General features: G+C 60.1%; 23 protein-coding genes. 9 read left to right on the top strand and 14 right to left on the bottom strand.

From position 1 onward, the window contains the following. Nucleotides 1-26: 26 nt before the first annotated feature. The 3 genes from HBO23_RS22055 to zwf are packed head-to-tail and all read right to left on the bottom strand — an operon-like array spanning nucleotide 27 to nucleotide 2,876. Nucleotides 27-692 (bottom strand): bifunctional 4-hydroxy-2-oxoglutarate aldolase/2-dehydro-3-deoxy-phosphogluconate aldolase, encoded by a 666-nt coding sequence (locus HBO23_RS22055; protein WP_026013852.1) that lies wholly within the window; start codon nucleotides 690-692, stop codon nucleotides 27-29. Nucleotides 693-709: 17 nt separating this feature from the next. After that, entirely contained in the window at nucleotides 710-1,423 is a 714-nt protein-coding gene (pgl, locus tag HBO23_RS22050) for a 6-phosphogluconolactonase (protein WP_170039760.1), read from the bottom strand. After that, on the bottom strand, nucleotides 1,410-2,876 hold the full coding sequence (zwf, locus tag HBO23_RS22045) for a glucose-6-phosphate dehydrogenase (protein WP_099550450.1): 1,467 nt from the start codon (nucleotides 2,874-2,876) through the stop codon (nucleotides 1,410-1,412). The genes pgl and zwf overlap by 14 nt, the downstream gene beginning before the upstream one ends. Before the next feature lie 219 nt (nucleotides 2,877-3,095). On the opposite strand from zwf, the gene HBO23_RS22040 reads away from it, so the two are divergent. Further along, nucleotides 3,096-3,956 carry a MurR/RpiR family transcriptional regulator gene (locus HBO23_RS22040; protein ID WP_170039859.1) on the top strand — a complete coding sequence of 287 codons (861 nt, stop codon included), beginning with the start codon at nucleotides 3,096-3,098 and terminating at the stop codon, nucleotides 3,954-3,956. A gap of 130 nt (nucleotides 3,957-4,086) precedes the next feature. On the opposite strand, the gene HBO23_RS22035 is transcribed toward HBO23_RS22040, so the two are convergent. The 10 genes from HBO23_RS22035 to HBO23_RS21990 all read right to left on the bottom strand — a co-directional run bounded on the left by HBO23_RS22035 (nucleotide 4,087) and on the right by HBO23_RS21990 (nucleotide 15,370). Further along, complete coding sequence (locus HBO23_RS22035) at nucleotides 4,087-4,932, bottom strand: D-hexose-6-phosphate mutarotase (protein WP_017139187.1); 846 nt, start codon at nucleotides 4,930-4,932, stop codon at nucleotides 4,087-4,089. A 218-nt stretch (nucleotides 4,933-5,150) separates the two neighbouring features. Then, nucleotides 5,151-6,497, bottom strand: coding sequence for a carbohydrate porin (locus tag HBO23_RS22030; RefSeq protein WP_017139186.1), 1,347 nt, complete (start codon nucleotides 6,495-6,497; stop codon nucleotides 5,151-5,153). Nucleotides 6,498-6,582: 85 nt separating this feature from the next. After that, nucleotides 6,583-7,743: a sn-glycerol-3-phosphate ABC transporter ATP-binding protein UgpC gene (gene ugpC, locus HBO23_RS22025; protein WP_017139185.1), complete on the bottom strand. Its 1,161-nt coding sequence runs from the start codon at nucleotides 7,741-7,743 to the stop codon at nucleotides 6,583-6,585. 2 nt (nucleotides 7,744-7,745) lie between these two features. Further along, nucleotides 7,746-8,591 (bottom strand): carbohydrate ABC transporter permease, encoded by an 846-nt coding sequence (locus HBO23_RS22020; protein WP_017139184.1) that lies wholly within the window; start codon nucleotides 8,589-8,591, stop codon nucleotides 7,746-7,748. Continuing rightward, complete coding sequence (locus HBO23_RS22015; protein WP_017139183.1) at nucleotides 8,584-9,492, bottom strand: sugar ABC transporter permease; 909 nt, start codon at nucleotides 9,490-9,492, stop codon at nucleotides 8,584-8,586. Before HBO23_RS22015 ends, HBO23_RS22020 begins: the two co-directional genes overlap by 8 nt. A gap of 92 nt (nucleotides 9,493-9,584) precedes the next feature. Beyond that, nucleotides 9,585-10,871, bottom strand: a complete 1,287-nt coding sequence (locus HBO23_RS22010) for an ABC transporter substrate-binding protein (protein WP_017139182.1) — start codon at nucleotides 10,869-10,871, stop codon at nucleotides 9,585-9,587. A 104-nt stretch (nucleotides 10,872-10,975) separates the two neighbouring features. After that, nucleotides 10,976-12,235 carry an AGE family epimerase/isomerase gene (locus HBO23_RS22005; RefSeq protein WP_170039758.1) on the bottom strand — a complete coding sequence of 420 codons (1,260 nt, stop codon included), beginning with the start codon at nucleotides 12,233-12,235 and terminating at the stop codon, nucleotides 10,976-10,978. Between the two features lie 238 nt (nucleotides 12,236-12,473). Beyond that, nucleotides 12,474-13,298, bottom strand: a complete 825-nt coding sequence (locus HBO23_RS22000) for an ATPase (RefSeq protein ID WP_170039756.1) — start codon at nucleotides 13,296-13,298, stop codon at nucleotides 12,474-12,476. A 127-nt stretch (nucleotides 13,299-13,425) separates the two neighbouring features. Then, nucleotides 13,426-14,424, bottom strand: coding sequence for an NAD(P)-dependent oxidoreductase (locus HBO23_RS21995; RefSeq protein WP_099550447.1), 999 nt, complete (start codon nucleotides 14,422-14,424; stop codon nucleotides 13,426-13,428). Between the two features lie 52 nt (nucleotides 14,425-14,476). Beyond that, nucleotides 14,477-15,370 (bottom strand): LysR family transcriptional regulator ArgP, encoded by an 894-nt coding sequence (locus HBO23_RS21990; protein WP_017139179.1) that lies wholly within the window; start codon nucleotides 15,368-15,370, stop codon nucleotides 14,477-14,479. Between the two features lie 99 nt (nucleotides 15,371-15,469). Here HBO23_RS21990 and HBO23_RS21985 point away from each other — a divergent pair, with 99 nt between their 5' ends. The 7 genes from HBO23_RS21985 (at nucleotide 15,470) to HBO23_RS21955 (ending at nucleotide 23,065) form a co-directional block, all read left to right on the top strand. Next, nucleotides 15,470-15,871: an ACT domain-containing protein gene (locus tag HBO23_RS21985; RefSeq protein WP_017139178.1), complete on the top strand. Its 402-nt coding sequence runs from the start codon at nucleotides 15,470-15,472 to the stop codon at nucleotides 15,869-15,871. 5 nt (nucleotides 15,872-15,876) lie between these two features. Beyond that, on the top strand, nucleotides 15,877-16,479 hold the full coding sequence (locus tag HBO23_RS21980; RefSeq protein ID WP_026013850.1) for a LysE/ArgO family amino acid transporter: 603 nt from the start codon (nucleotides 15,877-15,879) through the stop codon (nucleotides 16,477-16,479). 175 nt (nucleotides 16,480-16,654) lie between these two features. Further along, nucleotides 16,655-17,251, top strand: a complete 597-nt coding sequence (locus HBO23_RS21975) for a Fe-Mn family superoxide dismutase (RefSeq protein ID WP_003212997.1) — start codon at nucleotides 16,655-16,657, stop codon at nucleotides 17,249-17,251. Between the two features lie 159 nt (nucleotides 17,252-17,410). Then, entirely contained in the window at nucleotides 17,411-17,638 is a 228-nt protein-coding gene (locus HBO23_RS21970) for a hypothetical protein (protein WP_017139176.1), read from the top strand. 211 nt (nucleotides 17,639-17,849) lie between these two features. Next, nucleotides 17,850-19,901, top strand: coding sequence for a GGDEF domain-containing phosphodiesterase (locus HBO23_RS21965; protein ID WP_138449653.1), 2,052 nt, complete (start codon nucleotides 17,850-17,852; stop codon nucleotides 19,899-19,901). Between the two features lie 127 nt (nucleotides 19,902-20,028). Then, nucleotides 20,029-21,363, top strand: coding sequence for an imelysin family protein (locus tag HBO23_RS21960; protein WP_170039754.1), 1,335 nt, complete (start codon nucleotides 20,029-20,031; stop codon nucleotides 21,361-21,363). Between the two features lie 247 nt (nucleotides 21,364-21,610). After that, complete coding sequence (locus HBO23_RS21955) at nucleotides 21,611-23,065, top strand: TrkH family potassium uptake protein (protein WP_017139173.1); 1,455 nt, start codon at nucleotides 21,611-21,613, stop codon at nucleotides 23,063-23,065. Here the strand turns inward: HBO23_RS21955 and HBO23_RS21950 are convergent. After that, nucleotides 23,022-24,080, bottom strand: coding sequence for an AraC family transcriptional regulator (locus tag HBO23_RS21950; protein ID WP_017139172.1), 1,059 nt, complete (start codon nucleotides 24,078-24,080; stop codon nucleotides 23,022-23,024). The two genes, HBO23_RS21955 and HBO23_RS21950, sit on opposite strands and share 44 nt — an antisense overlap. 161 nt (nucleotides 24,081-24,241) lie before the next feature. On the opposite strand from HBO23_RS21950, the gene HBO23_RS21945 reads away from it, so the two are divergent. Then, nucleotides 24,242-24,553, top strand: a complete 312-nt coding sequence (locus HBO23_RS21945) for a DUF962 domain-containing protein (protein WP_099550496.1) — start codon at nucleotides 24,242-24,244, stop codon at nucleotides 24,551-24,553. Nucleotides 24,554-24,737 lie beyond the last annotated feature (184 nt).

The raw sequence follows: 24,737 nt of genomic DNA, 5'->3' as shown, positions 1-24,737 counted from the left end.
CAGCAACAACGATTCGGTAAATCAGATCAGTCCAGCAGTGCCAGCGCCTGTGCGGTGACTTCCTGGATACGGGCCCAGTCGCCGTTCTTGACCCATTCAGGGTCCAGCATCCAGCTACCGCCCACGCACATCACGTTTTTCAACGCCATGTAGTTTTTGATGTTGGCCGGGCCAACGCCGCCGGTTGGGCAGAATTTAACTTCGCCGAACGGGCCGCCCAGGGCCTTGATTGCAGCCACGCCGCCGCTGACTTCGGCCGGGAACAGCTTGAAGCGGCGATAACCCAGGCCATAGCCTTCCATGATGCCGGAAGCATTGCTGATGCCAGGCAACAGCGGAATCGGGCTGTGCACCGAGGCTTCCAGCAGGTCACGGGTAATGCCGGGGGTGACGATGAACTGCGAACCGGCAACCTCGGCCGCTTCGAGCATGTGGCGGTCGAGTACGGTGCCGGCACCGGTGCACAGTTCAGGGCGTTGCTCGCGCAGTACCTGAATGGCCTTGAGGCCGAACTCGGAGCGCAGGGTCACTTCCAATGCGGTCAAACCGCCGGCTGCCAGGGCATCGGCCAGCGGCAGGATGTCCTGTTCGCGGGCGATGGTGATCACCGGCAGGATCCGCGCCTTGGCGCAGAGGCTGTCGATCAGGGCAACTTTGTCCGCCATGGACACGGTCGGTTGAGGGCTTTTCATAGCGGCTGATCCTTGGCTCATGGGCACCAGTAAATCTCTAAAGTAGGTTGCAAAAACGCGCGAATCGGCATGGCAGCAACGTCGTCACTGGCCAGCGCGGCGCTCAAGGTGGTCAATTTCGAACTGCCGGAAATCGACAGCACGGTGTAATGGGCCGTGGCCAGCAGCGCGCGACTCATGGTCAGGCGTTGGTGCGGCACAGTCGGCGCCAGCATCGGCCAGCAACGGCGCGTGCCTTCAGGCTTGAGCGCCTCGCCCAGGTTGGGGCTGTTGGGGAACAGCGATGCGGTGTGGCCGTCATCGCCCATGCCGAGTACCAGCACATCGATCGCGGGTAGCTCTGCCAACTGGCGATCGGCCAGTTCGGCGGCGTCTTCCAGGTTCGCGGCAACGTTGTACAGGCTGAGGAACTTGGCCTTGGCCGCCGGGCCCTGGAGCAAATACTTTTTCAACAGGCCGGCATTGCTGTCGGCATGTTCCACCGGCACCCAGCGCTCGTCGGCCAGGGTGATGGTGACCTTGGACCAGTCCAGGCCTTGTTTGGCCAGGTTCTGAAAAAACGCCACGGGGCTGCGGCCACCGGACACGACCAGGGTCGCTTCGCCACGGGCACTGATGGCCGCGCGCAGTTGCTCGGCCACGTCAGTGGCCAGACCATCGGCCAGCAACACCGGCGTGCGGTACTCATGGGCAGTCACGCCCTGAGGCAGTTTCAATTCAGATATCGCCATACCACGACCTCCCATCCCGCGTGATCAGTGCAATTGAGCTCATCGGCCCCCAGGACCCCGCCGCATACGGCTTGGGCGCATCACCGGATTTTTTCCACCCGGCGATCAACTGGTCACACCACTTCCACGCGGCTTCGATTTCATCTTTGCGAACAAACAGGTTCTGATTGCCGCGCATTACTTCCAGCAACAGCCGCTCGTAGGCATCGGGAATCCGTGCACTGCGATAGGTGTCGGAAAAATTCAGTTGCAGCGGGCCGCTGCGCAGTTGCATGCCCTTGTCCAGGCCTTGCTCTTTGGTCATCACGCGCAAGGAAATACCTTCGTCCGGCTGCAGGCGGATGATCAGTTTGTTGCTGATCTGCAGGCGCTGCTCGGGGGCGAAGATATAGTGGGACGGTTCCTTGAAGTGAATGACGATCTGCGACAGCTTTTGCGGCATGCGTTTGCCAGTACGCAGGTAGAACGGCACGCCAGCCCAACGCCAGTTGCGGATATCGGCACGCAGGGCGACGAACGTCTCGGTGTCGCTCTGGGTGTTGGAGTTCTCTTCTTCCAGGTAGCCTGGCACCGGCTTGCCGGCGCTGTAGCCGGCGATGTACTGGCCGCGCACCACTTGGGTGGTCAGGCCTTCCGGGCTGATCGGCGCCAGGGCCTTGAGCACCTTGACCTTCTCGTCACGGATGCTGTCGGCGGACAGGTCGGCCGGTGGGTCCATGGCGATCAGGCACAGCAGCTGCAGCAAGTGATTCTGGATCATGTCACGCAGTTGGCCGGCCTTGTCGAAGTAACCCCAACGGCCTTCGATACCGACCTGCTCGGCCACGGTGATTTCCACGTGGGAAATGTAGTGCTGGTTCCACTGGGTTTCGAACAGGCTGTTGGCGAAACGCAGCGCAATCAGGTTCTGTACGGTTTCTTTGCCCAGGTAGTGGTCGATGCGGTAGGTGCGGTTTTCCGGGAAAAACTGCGCCACGGCGTCGTTGACCTTGCGCGAGGATTCCAGGTCCGAACCGATGGGTTTTTCCAGCACCACGCGGGTGTTGTCCGCCAGGCCGACCTTGGCGAGGTTCTCGCAGATCGCGCCATACACCGCCGCCGGGGTGGCGAAATAGGCGATCAGGCGTTGGTCGCTGCCGACTTTTTCGGCCAGAGCGACGTAGTCATCGGCTTTCATGAAGTCGACGTGCACGTAGGCCAGACGCGCCAGGAAGCGCGCGGCCACAGCTTCGTCGAGTTCCTTGCCGACGTAGTTACGCAGTTCTTTTTCGATATGGGCCAGGTGCTCCTGCTCGGAACCGGCTTCACGGGCCAGGCCCAGGATGCGCGTATCGTCGTGCAGCAGCCCGGCGCCATCGAGTTGGTAGAGGGCAGGAAATAACTTGCGCAGCGCCAGATCACCCAAGGCGCCAAACAGGGCAAAGGTGCAGGGTTCTACGGTTATCGAAGGCATGATGTTTGTTCTTTTATCAAGTTAAGCTACAAATACCTTTTTTCAAGGCATCACTCAAGGAAAAATGTAGTAATAACCACAACATTTTCCCGAAATACGCATTCCGAGTGGTGGTGTTCAGCTACCCTCAGTAGGATAGGCCACCGCAAAGGGCCACTCGTCGATGGGTTACCGCCCTTTATTTGCATCGTCGCCCGAAGGAAAGACTGAATGGACCGCGTGCGAAATCTTCTGGAACAGATCCGGAACCGCCTCGAAGAATTGAACAAGGCCGAGAAAAAAGTCGCCGAGGTCATCCTGCTGAACCCTCAGCAGGCGACCCGCTTCTCGATCGCCGCCCTCGCCCAAGCCGCCTCGGTCAGTGAACCGACGGTCAACCGTTTCTGCCGTTCGTTCGGCGTCAGCGGTTACCCTGAACTTAAATTGCAGCTGGCGCAAAGTCTGGCCAGTGGTGCGGCCTATGTCAGCCGCGCCGTGGAGGCCGATGATAACCCTGAGGCCTACACCCAGAAGATCTTTGGCAGCGCCATTGCCTCCCTGGACAGCGCCTGCCAGGCCCTCGACCCGGCGCTGATCAGCAAGGCCGTGGATTTGTTGATCCAGGCGCGGCAGATCCATTTCTTCGGCCTCGGCGCTTCGGCACCGGTGGCCATGGATGCGCTGCACAAGTTCTTCCGCTTCAACCTGGCCGTGACCGCCCATGCCGACGTGCTGATGCAACGCATGATCGCGTCTGTGGCGCATACGGGCGAGCTGTTTGTGATCATTTCCTACACCGGGCGCACGCGGGAGCTGGTGGAAGTGGCGCGTATCGCCCGCGAAAACGGTGCGTCGGTACTGGGCGTGACTGCCGAGAACTCGCCCTTGGCCAAGGCCAGTACGGTGAGCTTGAACATTCCATTGCCGGAAGACACTGACATCTACATGCCGATGACGTCGCGGATCATTCAGTTAACGGTGCTGGACGTGCTGGCAACCGGCATGACCTTGCGCCGTGGGGTGGATTTCCAGCCGCATCTGCGCAAGATCAAAGAGAGCTTGAATGACAGCCGGTATCCGGTGGGGGATGAGTTTAACTAGCAGCAATCTCCACCAGCAGTACCGACCCTATCGCAGGCAAGCCAGCTCCCACAGTGAACCGAGCTGCCCATTTGGAATGCATTCCCCTGTGGGAGCTGGCTTGCCTGCGATAGCGCCATAAGCTCCACCACTAAACCCCGGCCCGCGCCTGCAAACTCAAATGCGCCCGCTCCCCCGGCGCCAGACTGGCTGCCGCCATCGCCGACTCCACACACACAAACCCCGACGCCTCGTTAAAGCTCACGCCCAACAACGGCCGGCTGCCTGGATGCCACACCACGGTGTCAGCGCTGTCGCCGGTGTCGATGCACAGCTCACGTTGCCAGGCGTGGTCCTTGAGCTGCAGTTCACCCTCATGCTGGAACACCCGCTGGCAGCCGCCATCCACTCGCAGTTCACCTTCCTGCTGGCAAACCTGGCGGCTGAGCTGGTCATAACCTTGCGCGCCATCGAGCCCAGACAGCGCTATCTCGTCGACGTGACCAATACGCCAGTAAGCGTGCAACGCATGGCTCAACTGGCACGGCAATTCGTCCTGGTGCTCGGTGCTCAAGCGCAACTCAAGGGTTTCGCCCAGGTGCGCGTGCAGGTCGACCTGCCAGTCGCACAGCTGCAATTGCCAGTGCAGGCGCACACCGTCATCGTCGGTGCTGCTGTCGAGCAGTTTCCAGTCGATCAGCCGCGCCCAGCCATGGGACGGCCAGGCGTTTTCGCTCGGATGGCGCCCATACCAGGGCCAGCACACCGGCACGCCACCACGGATGGCGCCGACTTGTGGCCACTTGGCTGCGCACCACAGCCAGGGTTTCTGGCCTGTGGGCTGAAAGTGCAGCAATTGCGCACCCTGGCGGCTGAACACCGCCTGGCACAGCGGATGGTCGATCACCAATACATCGCGCATCTGAAAGCGCTCCCAGGCGAACACCGGTTGTTCACGCAGGGATTTGAAAAAGCGTTGCAGCGGATGCTCATGCATGTGCCACGGTCCTGGAGTTCATGGTTGCTCAAGCTTGGTTACCCTGTGGGAGCTGGCTTGCCTGCGATGGCATCGCCTCGGCCATCCAGGCAGACCGCGTCGTTTGCATCGCAGGCAAGCCAGCTCCCACATGGGTAGTGCAGCGCGCCCCAAAAAAAGCGGGTAGCCATGGCTACCCGCAAAATGCGCACAGAGAGAAGGAGCTTATCGCAACAGCGTTAGAACGTAGACTGAATTTTCAGGCCCGCTACCAACGCGTTGTCGACTTTATCGACGCCACCTGGGTGGGTAACGTATTGCAGGTTAGGACGCACGGTCAGCCAGTTGGTGACGTGGAAGCCGTAGTTGATTTCAGTGTTGTACTCGGTGTCACGCAGCGGCGCGTAGCCCACCTGATCGTAGTCGGTGAAACCACCGGCTGCGTTCAGCAACTCTGCGTTTTTCCTCACGTCCTGGTTGACATGGATGCGGGAGAAACCGATACCGACGTCATCTTTTGGACGCGCATCGAACGGGCCTTTGTAGACCAGCATCAACGACTGATAGTTGTCGACGAGGTTGGTGTCCTTGTCGTGGAAGGTGGCGTTGGCCGCGATGTTCAGGCCGCGCGACGCGTCGCCGTTATGGGTGGTAAGTTGCTGCTGCACAACGCCCCAATAGCCGCTTTTGCTGCTACGGGTACGGTAAGCCAAGCCTGAGGTGGCGGCATCGTTGCCGTTAACGTCTTCACGTACGTCGCTGGCATCCGCGGCGCTCTTGTAGTAACCCACGCGGTATTCGCCCGGCAGGCCATTGACCTTCGGCGACCAGACCAACTCCACCGGAATCACGGTGCCCTTGGTGCCGCTGCCGCTGAGTTTGAAGCCATTGCCGTGCTCAAGCTGCGACGGGTTCTGGTTGTACGCACCGATCTGCGCATACAGCTCAGGCGTGATGTTGTACTTCACGCGGATAGCGGCCTGGGCGACCGGCCAGTTGTACCAGGTGTTTACATAGTTACCCACCTGCGAGCCGCAGAACGACAGGTTCTGGAAGTCGCATGGGAAGGTGTTGAAGTCTTCGCCTTCACCGAAGTAACCGAGTTTCACGTCCAGCTTGTTATCGAACATCTGGTGCTGAATCCAGAACTGGGTCAGACGCACCATGTGGCCACGACCATAGACTTCCATCGACGAACTCAGCGTGCCGGCACGCGGGTCACCGATACGGTCGTTGGAGATGTTTTGGCCATTACGGTTGGTCAACTGGATCTTGGCCTGGGTGTTGTCCCAGCCCCACAGCTTTTGCAGATCGAGCGCTACGCCCAACCCAAACTGGTCGGAGTAACGGCCGGTCTTGTCGTCGTTATAGCCGCCGTGCAGGTTGGCGCCCATTTCCCCTACGTAGTCAGCCTTGATGTCGATACCTTGCTCGATCAGCTTGGTACGCTCGCCACCCCAATCGCCGGTCATCCACTTGGAATCGGCGCTGAATGCATCGGCCGCCATCGCATTGGCGGACAATACCAGGGCTGCTGCTGCTGACAGTTGGCAGATCAGCCGAGTGTTGTTGTGTTGCTTTTTCATCCCTACATCCTCGTCTTTATTGTTATTTAACTGTTTTTATCTAACGCGGGTTACTTTTTTTAACCAAAACAACAAGTTATCTGCTTCAGCGGCCTTTGAATTGGGCCACGTTGTCGGCATGCCCGTGTGCAGGCAATGAGGCAGCAGTGCCCAAGCGTTCGCCGGTTTTGGCGTCGAACAGCAATACCTTGGCCGGGTCGAATTGCAGGGTCAGGGTCTCACCGACCTGCGGTGCAACGTCCGGCGCGAGGCGGCAGCAGACTTTGGTGTCGTTGAGTTGCACAAACACCAACGTGTCCGGACCGGTTGGCTCAGTGACCTGGACTTCGGCACGAATGCTCGACGACCCATTCGCTTCACCCGTGGCCAGAACAATTTGCTCCGGGCGCAGACCCAGGATCACATCGCGATCTTCAAGCCCAGCATCACTCATACCCAGCGGCAGCTCGCAACGGGCCTGGCCGCTGTCGAGCAGTGCCACCAGGCGACCGTCCTTGCGTTGCAGGCGCAAAGGTATGAAGTTCATTGGAGGTGAACCGATAAAGCTTGCCACAAACAGGTTGGCCGGGTCGTTATAGATTTCTTTCGGCGTGCCAAATTGTTGAATGATGCCGTCCTTCATCACCGCCACTTTATCGCCCAGGGTCATTGCTTCGATCTGGTCGTGGGTGACGTACACGGTGGTGGTTTTCAGGCGCTGGTGCATCAGTTTCATTTCGGTGCGCATCTCGACACGCAGCTTGGCGTCGAGGTTGGACAGCGGTTCGTCGAACAGGTAGATCTTCGGCCGACGTGCCAGGGCGCGGCCCATGGCCACACGCTGTTGCTGGCCACCGGACAACTGACCTGGCTTGCGGTTAAGCAGGTGCTCGATCTGCAGCAGCTTGGCCACGCGCGCCACTTCGGCGTCGATATCCGCCTGGGGCATCTTGCGGATCTTGAGGCCGAACTCGATGTTCTCGCGCACGCTCATGGTCGGGTACAGCGCGTAGGACTGAAACACCATGGCGATGTCACGGTCCTTGGGGCTCATGCCGCTCACGTCCTGGTCGCCGATCATGATCGCGCCGCCGGTGATGGTCTCAAGGCCGGCGATGCAGTTCATCAGCGTGGATTTACCGCACCCCGAAGGGCCGACCAGAATCAGGAACTCACCCTCTTTGATCGACAGTTCGATGTTCTTCAAGGTGTCGGGCAGGCCGGCGCCATAGGTCTTGTTTACATTGCGAAGTTCGAGCGTAGCCATGATTACCCCTTGACCGCGCCGGCCGTGAGGCCGCGCACGAAATACTTGCCTGCGATCACATAGACCAGCAGGGTCGGCAGCCCGGCGATCATCGCCGCCGCCATATCCACGTTATATTCCTTGGCCCCGGTGCTGGTGTTGACCAGGTTGTTCAGCGCCACCGTAATGGGCTGCGAGTCGCCGCTGGAGAACACCACGCCAAACAGGAAGTCGTTCCAGATCTGGGTGAACTGCCAGATCAGGCAGACCATGATGATCGGCGTCGACATCGGCAGAATGATCAGCCGGAAGATGGTGAAGAAACCTGCACCGTCCAGTCGCGCCGCCTTGATCAGAGCATCCGGAATGCTCACGTAGTAATTACGGAAGAACAGCGTAGTAAACGCCAACCCGTAGACCACGTGCACAAACACCAGGCCCGTGGTGGTACTGGCCAGGCCCATCTTGCCGAGGGTGAACGAGGCCGGCAGCAGCACGGTCTGGAACGGCAGGAAGCAGCCGAACAGCAGCAAGCCGAAGAACAGCTGCGAACCTTTGAAGCGCCAGAACGACAGCACATAGCCGTTCAACGCGCCGATGGCGGTGGAGATCAGTACCGCCGGAACGGTGATCTTGATCGAGTTCCAGAAGTAACCGTCAACGGTGGCCCAGGCCTTGACCCAGCCGATGCCGGTCACGACGGTCGGCCAGCTCAGCAGGTTGCCGGTGCTGATATCTTCGGGGGTTTTGAAGCTGGTCAGCAGCATCACCACCAGCGGCACCAGGTACAGCAGCACGGCGAGGATCAGCACCGCGTAGATCGCGATGCGACTCAGGCTGATGGCAGGTTTGGAGGCGAGACTAGTCATTGCGCTTGGTCCTCAGCTCGGAATACAGGTAAGGCACGATGATCGCGAGGATCGCGCCGAGCATCAGGATTGCACTGGCCGAGCCCATGCCCATCTGGCCACGGCTGAAGGTGAACGAGTACATGAACATCGCAGGCAGGTCGGACGAGTAGCCCGGGCCGCCGGCGGTCATGGCCGCTACCAGGTCGAAGCTCTTGATCGCGATGTGCGCGAGGATCATCACCGCACTGAAGAACACCGGGCGCAGGCTTGGCAGCACCACGCTCCAGTAGATGCGCGGCAGGCTGGCGCCATCGATTTGCGCGGCGCGCACGATCGACTGATCAACGCCACGCAGGCCGGCCAGGAACATCGCCATGATGAAGCCCGAGGCTTGCCACACGGCGGCAATCACCAGGCAGTACACCACGCGGTCGGGGTCGATCAGCCAGTCGAGACGGAAGCCTTCCCAGCCCCAGTCACGCAGAAGTTTGTCCAGGCCCATGCCCGGGTTGAGCAGCCATTTCCAGGCCGTACCCGTCACGATCATCGAGAGCGCCATCGGGTACAGGTAAATGGTGCGGATAAAGCCTTCGCGGCGGATTTTCTGGTCGAGGAAAATCGCCAGTGTCACGCCGATCACCAAGGTGATGCCGATAAACATCCCGCCGAACAGCGCCAGGTTCTTGCTCGCCACCCACCAACGGTCGTTGTCGAACAACCGCGCGTATTGTGCAAGACCAGCCCATTTGTAGCTGGGCAGGAACGTGGACGTGGTGAACGACAGCACGAATGTCCACAGGATGTAGCCGTAGAAGCCCACCAGCACGATGAACATGCTCGGCGCCAGCACCAGCTTAGGGAGCCAGCGCTGCAGCGCATCGAACGGCGAGGCCTTGCTGAACACAGCAACAGAACTCATGGGAAAATCCAGTACAGGGAAAAAGGACTACAGGAGCAAGCCTTGTGAGGGGTCAGGGGGTTTCCCCTCACAAGGACCAGCCGTGCTAACCGTTACTTGGCAGACTTGATCGCAGCGCCGAGTTTCTTGGCGGTGTCGGCCGGGTCGGCTTTCGGGTCGTTGATGTAGTTGGTCACGACATCAAAGAACGCACCTTGTACCGCCAGGGTAGTGGCCATGTTGTGGGCCATACTTGGCTGCAGGCCACCGGTCTTGGCGTCCGCCAGGAAGTCTTTGGCAGCGGTCTGGGCGCAGGAGTCGAAACCGAGCTTGTCCATTTCATTGAGCATGTCGGTACGAACCGGGATCGAGCCTTTGTTGATGCTGAAGACTTTCTGGAAGTTTTCACCCAGTACCACTTTGGCGATGTCCTTCTGACCTTCCTGAGTGCCCTTGTCTTTAACTTTGAACACCGCCAGGGAGTCGATGTTGTAGGTAAAGGCTTTGTCGGTACCTGGGAAAGCTACGCACTCGTAGTCTTTGCCGGCGACTTTCTTGGCGGCAGTCCACTCGGACTTGGCCCAGTCACCCATGATCTGCATGCCGGCCTTGCCGTTGATGACTTTGCCGGCTTCCAGGTTCCAGTCCTGGCCTTTGCCGTCGACGTCCATATAGGTCGCGACCTTTTTAAGCTCAGTCAGGGCCTTGACCATTTGCGGGCCGGTCAGCGCGTCGTTATCCAGGTCAACCAGGGCTTTCTTGTAGCCGTCGGCACCCATCACCGACAGTACGACCGCTTCAAATACGGTGCTGTCCTGCCAAGGCTGGCCACCGTGGGCGAGCGGGATGAAGCCTGCGGCCTTGAGCTTGTCGCCGGCTGCGTAGAATTCTTCGAGGGTGGTCGGGTTCTTGGTGATACCGGCTTTCTTGAAGACTTCCGGATTGATCCACAGCCAGTTTACGCGGTGAATGTTGACCGGCACGGCAACGTAGTTACCTTCGTACTTCACGGTATCGGAGACTTTCTTGTCGAGCAGCGAGTCCCACTTTTCTTCTTTGGCGACGTCTTTAAGCACGTCGGTGTCGAGCAAGCCAGTGGACGCCCATTCCTGAATGTCCGGGCCTTTGATCTGGGCAACGCCTGGCGGGTTGCCAGCGACTGCGCGGCTTTTCAGCACAGTCATTGCTGTGGCGCCACCGCCACCGGCTACGGCGCCGTCTTTCCAGACGAAGCCATCTTTCTCAACTTGAGCCTTCAGTACGTCTACTGCTGCTTTTTCACCGCCTGAGGTCCACCAATGCACAACTTCAACCGTCCCTTTCGAGTCGGCGGCAAATGCACTGAGGGGAAACAACGAGGCAATGGAAATAGCAACGGCGAGGCGATTAATCGCGTTCATCTGAATACCTTTTCTTGTTGTTATGCATGCAAGTCTAGAGCTTGCGCTGCACGGAGTTTAAACATGGATTTTTAGCGCGCAGGTAACAAAGGGACGCACAAATGTCACCACTTGGTGACATAACATCCTTGACCCAATGCGCTGGTCATACTCGGTGACAAGGGTAGTGCAGGCAGTACGACCGCTTGCCAGGCATGGTACAGGTCCGGCTTGCCACCCCAGATCTTGCTGCTGGGCTGGTTGTGCGGACTGAGTTCGTGGTGCCAGCTGCCGTTGATACGGTCGATAAAGTGGCTTTCGCAGAACTCCCAAAAGCGCCGATACCAGGTTTCGTAATGCAGCTCGCCGGTGCGTTTGAGCAAAGCCTGGGCCGCCGCGCTGGCTTCGGCGTGGGTCCAGTGCAGGCGCTCGCGCACCACTGGCTGGTGCTTCCAGTCCAGGGTGTAGACGATGCCGGGAGCGCCGTCCACGGCCCAGGCGTATTCGCAGGCGCTGGCGAACAGGCCGCGGGCGTCGCTCACCAGCCAGTCCGGCGTGGCCAGCCCGGCTTGCAGGCGTGCGGCTTCCAGGTGCAGCACCAAACGTGCCCATTCGAAACCGTGGCCGGGGGTGATGCCATACGGGCGGAAGCCATCGGCAGGGTTGTCTTCGTTGTAGCCGAGCAAGGGTTGCCAGTGCGTGTCGAAATGCTCGATTACCATGAACTGGTTGCCGGCAGCGTGAGTGTGGATAACGCGCTCGACAATGCGCAGCGCGCGGTCCAGCCAGCGTGTTTCACCAGTGACATCGGCCAGTGCCAGGAAGGCTTCGGTGGCGTGCATGTTGCTGTTGGCGCCGCGATAGGCTTCGACGCCGCTCCAGTCCTGGGCGAAGGACTCGAGCATCACGCCCTCCTCCTCGCTCCAGAAGAACTGGTCGATGATATGCACAGCGTCGTTGAGCAGGTTCTGCGCACCGGGTGCGCCGGCCACTACGGCAGAGCTGGCAGCCAGGGCAACGAACGCGTGCAGGTAAGCGGCTTTGCCACGGTTGCCATCCAAGGCGTTGGGCGCGGCGAACCAGCCGCCGTGTTCGCTATCGCGCAAGGGGCCACTGAGGGCGGCAACGCCATGAGCAACCAGGTCGGCATAACCCGGCACCCCCATGGCATGGGCCATGGCAAAGCTGTGGATCATGCGCGCGGTGTTCATGGTTTCGGCGTGGGCGTCGGCCGGCAGTTGGCCTGTATCGTCAAGGTTGCCGAAGCCGTCTGGCAGACGTGAGGCTTTGGCGAACGCCAGCAGGCGTTGGCCTTCGCTGGCGAGCCAGGCGTGATGGGCAGGTGCGTTCAGCCAACTGCTGGCAGGCAGTGGTTGCATGGTCATGGGTAGCCCTTTTTATTTTTTATGGGATGACCGGAGTCTAAACAAGGGCGCGATGGGGGCAAGTAACGAAGGGGATGGGAAATGTCACCACCTGGTGACATTTGATCGTTCCCACGCAGAGCCCGTCGATCGTTCCCACGCTCCGCGTGGGAATGCAGCCCGTGGCGCTCTGCGCCACAGCGGGACGCGGAGCGTCCATGGCGGCATTCCCACGCAGAGCGTGGGAACGATCATTGGGTTATTGGCCCAGTGGGGTGACCCGCGCTGGCGCGTTGAGCTGTTGGTTAAGGTTCTGCACCTGGCTCTGCAACGTGGTGATGTTGCGCGTGGTCTGGATGCGGAACACATCAAACTCTTTATTGGTTGGCGCATCACTATTGGCGGGCTGGTTCTCCTGCGCGCTTTTGAGCACCACCAGGTCCTGTTCCAGGCGGGCGATGGCCGCGCTCGGGTTGCCTTGCTTTTTAAGGGCCGCCACGTCGGCAGACAGATCCTTGACCTCACCCTGCGCCGCCTTAAGTGTGGCCACGGCATCGGTCAGCGCCTGCACCTGGCCTTGCAGCTTGGCATTCGCGCTCGACAGTTCAGTGGTGCTGGCACTCATCTGTGCCAGGCGCTGGTCGAGTTCGGTTGCCTGCCCGGCCACGCCGACTTGCTGCTTGCCTTGCTCCAGCAATTGGGTTTCCAACTGCTTGATCTGCAACTTGAGGGCTTCGCTGCCGTTGTTGACGTTGGCCTCGCTGGCCACCACCTTGCCGGAAATGTCTTGCAGGCGCCCCGCCGCTTCTTCGCTGATGCGTGCAAAGCTTTCCTGGGTGGCGACCAACTGCTGGCCCATCAGGGAAATCTGCTGGAAGCTCCACCAGGCAAGGCCGGCGAAGGCGATCAGCAGCGCGCCGACCAAGGCCCACAGGGGGCCGGCGCTGGCGCTCTTGACCTTGACCACCTTGGTTGTGCGCGAGCGCACGGAGGTGGCGGGAGTCGGCTCGAAATCATCATCGTCCCCGATGTCAGCCCGCAGGCTGGGAACGTTGTCGAAATCGTCTTTGGCATCGTTACGCATGAATCAACCCTGAATCGGTGAGATGGCGACCGGAAAAGCCGAGCGAGCGGAGTATAAACCCCGTTGGCGCCGCATTGATCGACCCGGAAGCCTGAATTCGGTTCCCGATGTGTTGCTGGTTGTGAGCTTATTTCAGCCCCGGCTCCTGAGCTTTCCACCAACTGCAGAACTCATCGAGCGCCGTCCACAGGCTGACCTTGGGCTCGTAGTCGAGATAATGCCTGGCACGGCTGATGTCCAGGGTGAAATCTTTGTTCATGACCTGCATGCCCAGGCGCGACAACGACGGCTCCGGGCGGCCCGGCCACATTGCGCAGAATGCCTCGTTCAACGCCGCCACGCTGTAGGACAAACCGTACGACCGATACCGGGTGACCTGGGGCATGTCCATCTGGCGCATTACATAATTGACCACATCCCACACTGGCACCGGCGCGCCATTACTGATGTTGTAGGCCTTGCCCAACGCCGAGCCGGTGGCGAGCAAGCTGCTGAGCAGTGCCTCATTGAGGTTGTGCACACTGGTGAAGTCGACCTTGTTCAAACCATCACCGACGATAGCCAGGCGGTTCTTGCGCTGCATTTTAAGCAGGCGCGGGAAGATGCTCATGTCGCCGGCCCCGGTGACAAAACGCGGGCGCAGCGCAAGTACTTCGAGGCCGAACTCCTGGGCGCCAAACACCTTCTGCTCCGCCAGGTATTTGGTGGCGGCGTAGGGATGCTTGAAGCGCTTGGGCACTTGCTCCTCGGTCAGCCCCAGGTGGTCGCGGCCATCAAAGTAGATCGACGGCGACGACAAGTGCACCAAGCGCCCGACACGCTCCTTGAGGCAGGCCTCGACGACGTTTTCGGTGACCAGCACATTGCCCTGGTGGAAGTCCTGGTACTTGCCCCACAACCCGACGGCGCCGGCGCAATGCACCACGGCTTCGACATCGCGGCACAGCTCGCGCACCAGGTCGGCATCATTGAGATCACCCTGGATAAACTCGGCGCCGCGCCTTACCAGGTGCTCCACACCTTCGGCACGCCGCCCGTTGACCCGCACGTCCAGGCCCTGCTCCAGGGCGAAACGTGCAAAACGCCCGCCGATGAAGCCGCTTGCGCCGGTGACCAGAATTTTCATTTGTTACCCCATGCTCTTTCGTTTTTCATCGCTGTTGCCTTGACGCACGCCATCAGTCCAACGGCACCAACCATTGGCCACAGGCCTGGGCCAAGTGATCGGTCAGCAGCCCCAACAATTGCCCACCACTGCGCCAATGATGCCAGTACAACGGCACGTCGATGGGCTTATCTGGCAACAACTCGACTAAAGCGCCGCTTTGCAACTGGTCGCGCACCTGTAATTCCGGCACCAGGCCCCAACCCAGTCCGGCTTCGGTCAGGCGAATAAAACCTTCGGAGGACGGGCACAAATGGTGCTCGAAACCGCCGTCCACGCCCAGCGATGCCAGGTAGCGGTGCTGCAGGAAATCGTCCGGGCCGAACACCAGCGCCGGCGTGCGTGCCAACTGATCGGCACGCACGCCCTCGGGAAAATGCCGCGTTATAAATGCAGGGCTGGCCAACGCACGGTAGCGCATGGCACCGAGCAACAGACTGCGCGCCCCGGCCACCGGGCGTTCGCTGGCGCAGATACAGGCCGCCACTTCACCGGCGCGCATGCGCTTGAGGCCCACGGTCTGGTCTTCCACCACCAGGTCCAGCAACAAATGCTGCTCGGCGCAAAAGTCGCTGACGGCCTCGGCCCACCAGGTGGCGAGGCTGTCGGCGTTCAAGGCGATGCGCAGGCGCTCGGGCATGCCCTCCTCGTCCAGCGCTGGCACCTGGCTTTGCAGGTCGCGCTCGAGCAAGCGCACCTGTTGCACATGGTTGAGCAAACGTCGCCCGATGTCGGTGGGTGTAGGTGGCGTGGCCCGCACCAGCACCGGTTGGCCAATACGCGCCTCCAGTAACTTGATGCGCTGGGAAATCGCTGACTGAGAAAGCCCCAGTACCTGCGCGCCACGCTCGAAGCCGGCCTGCTCCACCACCGCCGCCAGGGCGGAAAGCAATTTATAGTCGAACATCAGTTTCTCTAATGAGCGATCAGCAATATTGGTTTTTCTTATACAGCGTGGGCCGGGAGAATGACCAGCATTGCTTCTCTTTATTAAAGGAATCCACACATGGCTGGCGAAACCGCCCTGGCAACCCTGCTGCGCAGCATGAGCCCTCATCTAAACGAAGGCGACTACGTGTTCTGCACTCTGCCCGACTCACGTATCCCGGCAGGTTGCGAGATCATCGGCAGCTTTCGCGAGCAGGAAGGTTTGACCCTGATTGTGGAGCGTGAGCAGGCGGAACACGCCGGGCTGGCCTTCGACTATGTGGCCGCCTGGATCACCCTGAATGTGCATTCGGCCCTTGAAGCCGTGGGCCTGACGGCGGCGTTTGCCAGCGCGCTGGGCAGCGCCGGTATCAGTTGCAACGTGATTGCCGGGTTTTATCACGACCACTTGTTCGTAGGCCGCGCCGATGCCGAGCGGGCCATGGATGTATTGCGCCAACTGGCAGCAAACGCGGAGTAATGGCTATGTGGCAAAGCTACGTAAACGGGCTGCTGGTGGCTCTCGGCCTGATCATGGCGATCGGCACCCAGAACGCGTTTGTATTGGCGCAAAGCCTGCGCCGTGAACATCACTTGCCGGTGGCGGCGCTGTGCATCGTGTGTGATGCAATTCTGGTCGCACTCGGGGTATTTGGCCTGGCTACCGTGCTGGCGCAAAACCCGCTGCTGCTGGCCGTTGCCCGCTGGGGTGGTGCGGCATTCCTGCTGTGGTACGGCACCTTGGCGTTGCGTCGAGCGTGTTCCCGACAAAGCCTGGAACAGGGGGCACACCTCAAGGTGCGTTCATTGCGCGCCGTGTTGCTCAGTGCCTTGGCAGTAACGCTGCTCAATCCCCATGTGTACCTGGACACCGTGCTGCTGATCGGCTCATTGGGCGCGCAACAAACCGAGCCCGGCGCCTATGTGGCCGGCGCTGCCAGCGCCTCGTTCCTGTGGTTCGCCACCCTGGCACTCGGCGCGGCGTGGTTGGCACCTTGGCTGGCGCGCCCGGCGACCTGGCGCCTGCTCGACCTTCTGGTCGCGGTGATGATGTTCAGCGTGGCCTACCAATTGATCAGTGCCGGATGAATATTCCAAAACGCTCTGGAACCTCTATCCCACACAGTTGTTGCGTGGTTTTGCCGCACCCCCGGTGCTATGATCCGGACCCTGCGCCGCAAAGAGTACAAACTCCCCGGCGCTTGTTTGGCCGCCCGTGATCGGCCTTGCGCTCACCGCAACTGACCTGATTAGGAGAATCATCATGGCTTTCGAATTGCCGCCGCTGCCCTACGCACACGATGCCCTGCAGCCGCACATCTCCAAGGAAACCCTGGAGTACCACCACGACAAGCACCACAACACCTATGTCGTGAACCTGAACAACCTGGTGCCTGGCACCGAGTTCGAAGGCAAGACCCTGGAAGAAATCGTCAAGTCTTCTTCGGGCGGCATCTTCAACAACGCCGCTCAGGTCTGGAACCACACTTTCTACTGGAACTGCCTGGCGCCAAACGCCGGTGGCCAACCGACCGGCGCACTGGCTGAAGCCATCAACGCAGCCTTCGGTTCGTTCGACAAGTTCAAGGAAGAGTTCACCAAGACGTCCGTCGGCACCTTCGGTTCCGGTTGGGGCTGGCTGGTGAAAAAAGCTGACGGTTCCCTGGCCCTGGCCAGCACCATCGGCGCCGGCAACCCGCTGACCAGCGGCGACACCCCGCTGCTGACCTGCGACGTGTGGGAACACGCCTACTACATCGACTACCGCAACGTGCGTCCAAAGTATGTGGAAGCGTTCTGGAATCTGGTCAACTGGAAGTTCGTGGCTGAGCAGTTCGAAGGCAAAACCTTTACTGCCTGAGCAACGTTTGCAGTAGAAAGAGCCCGGCAATTGCCGGGCTTTTTTGTGGCCGACGAAAACTGGACGTAATGCAGAATGTGTGGAACTCACCGAGAGGAACAGGCCACCCAGCATGCGAGAGAAATAACTCTCTCATTTTATCCTGTAGGAGAGTCCGCAATGGATCCGTTATCGATGGGTATGTCAGCTGTGTCTTCAGTGTTGCCACTCGCAGGCAAAGGCATGGACCTGGTGAGCAAGGGCATGGACTTGCTGGGCACGCTGGTCAATTCAGCCAGTCAGGCCGCCGGCAGGGCGCAAGGTAAAATCGGCGGTGATGCCCACCAGAAGAACGAACATCAGATCACGTTCAACAACGTAAACGAAAACTCGATCAAATTATCTTAAGCCCGCAACACTCGATGTCGGGATGTCGAAGGCATTCCCTTCCTTTCCTGCGCGGTACCCGAGGGCGATGGATATCATCGCCCTCTTCCTTCCAGACACGCCCTTTACAGCCTCCAGAAGCCTTAGCAGCAATGTCCCTTTGACTGCCATCCCGAGATTGCCAATACTCATGGCATATTGAGGCTACCCGCACGGAACAAGGAATGACCCTTTGAAGCTGGAACTCAAAAACAGCTTGTCGGTGAAGTTGCTACGGGTTGTGCTGCTCTCGGCATTGATCGTGGGCGTGACGCTGAGCGTGGCGCAGATCGTGTTTGATGCCTACAAGACGCGTCAGGCCGTGGCCGGTGACGCGCAGCGGATCCTCGACATGTTTCGCGACCCCTCAACCCAGGCTGTCTACAGCCTGGACCGCGAGATGGGCATGCAGGTGATCGAGGGCCTGTTTCAGGACGACGCCGTGCGCATGGCCTCCATCGGCCACCCCAACGAAACCATGCTGGCGGAAAAAAGCCGCGCCTTGCAGCAATCACCCACCCGCTGGTTGACCGACCTGATTCTTGGCCAGGAACGCACCTTTACGACTGCACTGGTTGGCAAAGGCCCCTATAGCGAGTACTACGGCGACCTGAGCATTACCCTCGACACAGCCACCTACGGCAAAGGTTTTATTGTCAGCTCGGTGATCATCTTTATTTCCGGCGTGCTGCGCGCCCTGGCCATGGGCCTGGTGCTGTACCTGGTGTATCACTGGCTGCTGACCAAGCCGTTGTCGCGGATTATCGAGCACTTGACCTCAATCAACCCCGACCGCCCCAGCGAACACAAGATCCCCCAGCTCAAGGGCCATGAACGCAACGAGCTGGGGCTGTGGATCAACACTGCCAACCAGTTGCTCGAGTCCATCGAGCGCAATACGCACTTGCGGCATGAGGCGGAATCGAGCCTGTTGCGCATGGCCCAGTACGACTTCCTGACCGGGCTGCCGAACCGTCAGAAGCTGCAGGAGCAGTTGGACAAGATCCTCACCGATGCCGGCCGCCGACAGCGCCGGGTGGCGGTGCTGTGCGTGGGGCTGGATGACTTCAAAAGCGTCAACGAACAGTTCACCTACCAGGCCGGCGACAAATTACTGCTGGCCCTGGCCGACCGCCTGCGCGCCCACAGCGGCCGCCTCGGCGCCCTCGCCCGCTTGGGCGGCGACCAGTTTGCACTGGTGCAGGCCGATATCGACCAGCCTTACGAGGCCGCCGAGCTGGCGCAAAGTATCCTCGACGACCTGGAAGCCGAATTCGCCCTCGACCAGGACCAGATTCGCCTGCGCGCCACCATCGGCATCACCCTGTTCCCGGAGGACGGCGACAGCACCGAGAAGCTGCTGCAAAAAGCCGAACAGACCATGACCCTGGCCAAGAGCCGCTCGCGCAACCGCTATCAGTTCTATATCGCCAGTGTCGACAGCGAAATGCGCCGGCGCCGCGAACTGGAAAAAGACCTGCGCGATGCCCTGGGTCGCGAGCAGTTCCACTTGGTCTACCAACCGCAGATCAGCTACCGCGACCACCGTGTGGTGGGCGTAGAGGCGTTGCTTCGCTGGCAGCACCCGGAACACGGCCTGGTGCCGCCGGACTTGTTTATCCCGCTGGCGGAACAGAACGGCACCATTATTCCGATTGGTGAATGGGTGCTGGACCAGGCTTGCCGGCAGTTGCGCGAATGGCATGACCTGGGCTTCACCGAACTGCGCATGGCGGTCAACCTGTCCACCGTGCAGTTGCACCACACCGAGTTGCCACGGGTGGTCAACAACCTGATGCAGATCTATCGCCTGCCGCCACGCAGCCTGGAGCTGGAAGTGACCGAGACCGGCCTGATGGAGGACATCAGCACCGCCGCCCAGCACCTGCTGAGCCTGCGCCGCTCCGGTGCCTTGATCGCGATTGATGACTTCGGCACCGGCTATTCATCCTTGAGCTACCTCAAGAGCCTGCCGCTGGACAAGATCAAGATCGACAAGAGCTTCGTCCAGGACCTGCTGGATGACGACGACGATGCAACCATCGTGCGCGCCATTATCCAACTGGGCAAAAGCCTGGGCATGCAGGTGATTGCCGAAGGCGTGGAAACCGCCGAGCAGGAGGCCTATATCATTTCCGAAGGGTGCCATGAGGGCCAGGGCTACCACTACAGCAAACCGCTGCAGGCCCGTGAGCTGGCGGCGTTTTTGAAACAGTCCGAGCGCAACAACGCGGCGATTCTCTGAACCGACAAATCGATACCAAATATTTCCCTCGCATAAACCTTTACACAAAATGCAAATCTTTCGCATTATGTCGCAGTTTTTGCGCTTCCCCGCGCGCCCTATCAACAACCGAAGCAGGATGTTCGCCATGATTCGTATGCCCCTGGCCACCGCCAGTCTGCTGGCCATTGCCATTTCTCTCGCCGGTTGCGGCGAAGGTAAAGACAAGGCCGCCGCGCCGACCCCGGCAGTCAGCACCACCGCTCCAGCGGCTGCCACGCCTGCCGGCCAGGTCGACGAAGCAGCCGCCAAGGCCGTTGTCGCGCATTACGCCGACATGGTGTTCGCGGTGTACAGCGACGCCGAATCCACCGCGAAGACCCTGCAAACCGCAATCGACACCTTCCTCGCCAACCCGAGCGACGACACCCTGAAAGCAGCCCGCAACGCCTGGGTCGCCGCCCGTGTGCCGTACTTGCAAAGTGAAGTGTTCCGCTTCGGCAACACCATCATCGACGACTGGGAAGGCCAAGTGAACGCCTGGCCCCTGGACGAAGGCCTGATCGACTACGTAGACAAATCCTACGAGCACGCGCTGGGTAACCCGGGCGCCAACGCCAACATCATCGCCAACACAGAGATCCAGGTGGGCGAAGACAAGGTCGACGTCAAGGAAATCACCCCGGAAAAACTCGCCAGCCTCAATGAACTGGGCGGTTCCGAAGCCAACGTCGCCACCGGCTACCACGCCATCGAGTTCCTGCTCTGGGGCCAGGACCTCAACGGCACCGGCCCAGGCGCAGGCAACCGCCCGGCATCCGACTACATGACCGGCGACGGTGCCACCGGCGGTAACAATGAGCGCCGTCGCACTTACCTGCGCGCTGTGACCCAACTGCTGGTCAGCGACCTGGAAGAAATGGTCGGCAACTGGAAACCCAAGGTCGACGACAACTACCGCGCCACTCTGGAAGCAGAACCTGCCACCGACGGCCTGCGCAAAATGCTGTTCGGCATGGGCAGCCTGTCCCTGGGCGAACTGGCCGGTGAGCGCATGAAGGTTTCCCTGGAAGCCAACTCGCCGGAAGACGAACAGGATTGCTTCAGCGACAACACCCACAACTCGCACTTCTACGACGCCAAGGGCATCCGCAACGTCTACCTGGGCGAGTACACCCGCACCGACGGCACCAAAATGACCGGCGCAAGCCTCTCGTCGCTGGTGGCCAAGGCCGATCCAGCCGCCGACTCGGCGCTCAAGGCCGACCTGGCGTCGACCGAAGCGAAGATCCAGGTCATGGTTGACCAGGCCAACGCCGGTGAGCACTACGACCAACTGATCGCGGCCGGTAACGACAAGGGCAACCAGATCGTGCGTGACGCGATTGCGGCACTGGTCAAGCAGACCGGCGCGATCGAAACCGCCGCGGGCAAGCTGGGCATCAGTGATTTGAACCCGGATAACGCTGATCACGAGTTCTGATTGATCCTGCGCTGAATAAGGCGACCTTCGGGTCGCCTTTTTTGTGCGCGTTCCCCCCTTCCCATACCCACTGTGGGAGCTGGCTTGCCTGCGATAGCGATGGGTCTGCTACAGATGGGTGGCTGACAGGTCGCCATCGCAGGCAAGCCAGCTCACACAGTCGAACTGCTTCGCCTCGTACACCCCGGTTTACAAGACCCGCACCGCAGGTAGAATGGCGCCACTCTCTCAAACCCGAGCTTTCTTCATGGCGTTGCCGACCCTGCGTATCATCGGTTTCATCATCGGCATCTTCCTGATCACCCTCGCGATCGCCATGGTCATCCCGATGGCCACCCTGGTGATCTTCGAACGCACCAGCGACCTGCCCTCGTTCCTGTGGGCCAGCATGATCACCTTCCTTGCGGGTTTGGCCCTGGTTATCCCCGGCCGCCCCGAACACGTGCACCTGCGCCCCCGGGACATGTACCTGCTGACCGTCACCAGCTGGCTGGTGGTGTGCATCTTCGCCGCGCTGCCGTTTCTGCTGACCCAGCACATCAGCTACACCGATTCGTTCTTTGAAAGCATGTCGGGCATCACCGCCACCGGCTCCACCGTCCTGAGCGGTTTGGACAGCATGTCCCCTGGCATCCTGATGTGGCGTTCAATGTTGCACTGGCTGGGCGGCATCGGCTTTATCGGCATGGCGGTGGCGATCCTGCCGCTGCTGCGCATTGGTGGCATGCGCCTGTTCCAGACCGAATCCTCGGACCGCTCAGAAAAAGTCATGCCGCGCTCGCACATGGTGGCGCGCCTGATCGTGGCAGCGTATGTGGGCATCACCATCCTGGGCAGTCTGGCGTTCTGGTGGGCCGGCATGGGCTTGTTTGATGCGATCAACCACGCGATGTCAGCAATTTCCACCGGCGGGTTTTCCACCTCCGATGAATCCCTGGCCCACTGGAAACAACCGGCGGTGCACTGGGTAGCGGTGGTGGTGATGATCCTCGGCAGCTTGCCGTTCACCCTGTATGTGGCCACATTGCGCGGCAACCGCCGGGCGCTGATCAAGGATCAGCAAGTGCAAGGCTTGCTCGGTCTGCTGATCGTGACGTGGCTGGTACTCGGCACCTGGTACTGGTGGACGACCAACCTGCACTGGCTGGATGCCCTGCGCCATGTTGCCCTGAACGTTACGTCGGTGGTGACCACGACCGGCTTTGCGCTGGGGGACTACAGCCTGTGGGGCAATTTCTCGCTGATGCTGTTCTTCTACCTGGGTTTTATCGGCGGCTGTTCGGGCTCGACGGCGGGCGGGATCAAGATCTTCCGCTTCCAGGTCGCCTACATCCTGCTCAAGGCCAACCTGAACCAACTGATCCACCCACGCGCAGTGATCAAGCAGAAGTACAACGGCCACCGTCTCGACGAAGAGATCGTGCGCTCGATCCTGACCTTTTCGTTTTTCTTCGCTATCACCATCTGCGCCATCGCCCTGGCCCTGTCACTGCTGGGTCTGGACTGGATGACCGCACTGACCGGTGCCGCCAGCACCGTGTCCGGTGTTGGCCCGGGCCTGGGCGAAACCATCGGCCCGGCCGGTAACTTCGCCAGCCTGCCGGATGCGGCCAAGTGGATCTTGTCATTCGGCATGCTGCTGGGAAGGCTGGAGATTATTACCGTGTTTGTTCTGTGCATTCCGGCGTTTTGGCGCCACTGACCGTCGATGCCTGCAGCAGCCGCACCCGGTACTCGCCGGGCGTGACGTCGAACCAGCGGCGGAACGCGCGGAAGAAATTACTCGGGTCGGCAAAGCCCAACAGGTAGGCGATTTCCAGCAAGGTCATACTCGGCTGCGCCAGGTACTGTTCGGCAAGCTCGCGACGCGTATCGTCGAGCAACGTCTGGAAACTGGTGCCCTCCTCCTGCAAACGCCGCTGTAACGTGCGCTGAGACAAGTGCAGGGTCTGTGCCACCACTTCGCGCTTGGGCTCCCCCTGGGGCAACAAGCGGCACAGCACCTGGCGCGCCTTGTGGGTCACGCGGCTCTCGGAAAACCGCGCCAGGTATTCACCGGCAAACCGATCATGCAGCAGCGCCATCGCCTCATTGGCGGTGGGCAACGGTGCATCCATGTCGGCCTGTTCGAAAATCAGCGCATCATAGGGCGCATTGAACTCCATAGGCGCATGGAATGCTTGCTTATAGGGCGCCAGATCGGCCGGTTGGTCACCTTGCAACATTACCTTGCGTGGCTGCAGGGTGCGGCCAGTCAGCCAGCCACATAATGCCAGGGCACTGGCCAACGAGGCTTCAGCGCTTTGCCGGGTCGGCGGCAGGTGATCGCCATGTACCGTCAGAATCAGCGCATAGCCTTCAGGTAACAGGCGAAAACTCAAGTCGGCGCTTTCGGCGATGATGCGTTGGTAACGCACCAGGCGCATAAAACCTTCGGCCAGGGTGTTGCTGGACATCAAGGCGTAACCCGCCACATGAAACGACGCCGGGCGCACCACCTTGCCCATGTTCAAGCCGATCGCGGGGTTGCCTGACAGCTCGACAGCGCGCTGCCACAGCCGGGTCATGGAGTCTTGCGCAAAACGTGCATCAGGGTCACTGAGCGCGGCGTAGTCCAGGCCCAGTTGCTTGAACAGGACGCGGCAATCCAGGCCGTCCATTTCCAACGCTTTGACGATGCCCATTGCCCAGCTTGCAGAAGTTGTTCGTTCGCTCATGGCGTCTTCTTGAAAAAAGCAGGCTTAAACGGCAGCCAGGAAGCCAAGGATACTAAAGTGGCATCTATTGTCACTGGCTGTTACCACTGATCACTCTAGACTCAAATAAGCTCCCCGCCGAACATCTGTTGGGCGGCATCACCAGCCCAGGGCCGATCACTGTGGAAAACGTCAAGCAATTCAACAGTTTCGCTGAGTTCTACCCTTATTACCTGAGCGAGCACGCCAACAGCACCTGCCGGCGCCTGCACTTTATTGGCACCACCCTGGTGATTGGGATTCTGGCTTATGCCATTGGCCGTGGCTCGTTGGGGTTACTGCTCGCATTACCGGTCGCCGGCTACACCTTTGCCTGGATCGGGCACTTCTTCTTCGAAAAGAACCGGCCTGCAACGTTTCAACATCCCTTCTACAGTTTGCTGGGGGATTTTGTGATGTATCGCGACATGATTTTGGGGAAGGTGCCTTTTTGAGGTGTCTCTTTACGGCAGCCTAGTAGCCGACCTGAGTGGTTGGATCAAAAGCGAAAAGCGGATTTGCATACACCTGAGATCTGCTTTTCTGTGGGAGCTGGCTTGCCTGCGATGCAGGCAAGCCAGCGCACAAAGCAAACCAAGCCGCCATCAGCGCAGACAACACACCTTCCCCCATTTACAG

This window comes from Pseudomonas sp. WS 5532 (assembly GCF_012985445.1).
Classification (GTDB): domain Bacteria; phylum Pseudomonadota; class Gammaproteobacteria; order Pseudomonadales; family Pseudomonadaceae; genus Aquipseudomonas; species Aquipseudomonas edaphica.
The sequence above is the reverse complement of the archived record's forward strand: the minus strand, read 5'-3'. Positions and strand labels throughout refer to the sequence as shown.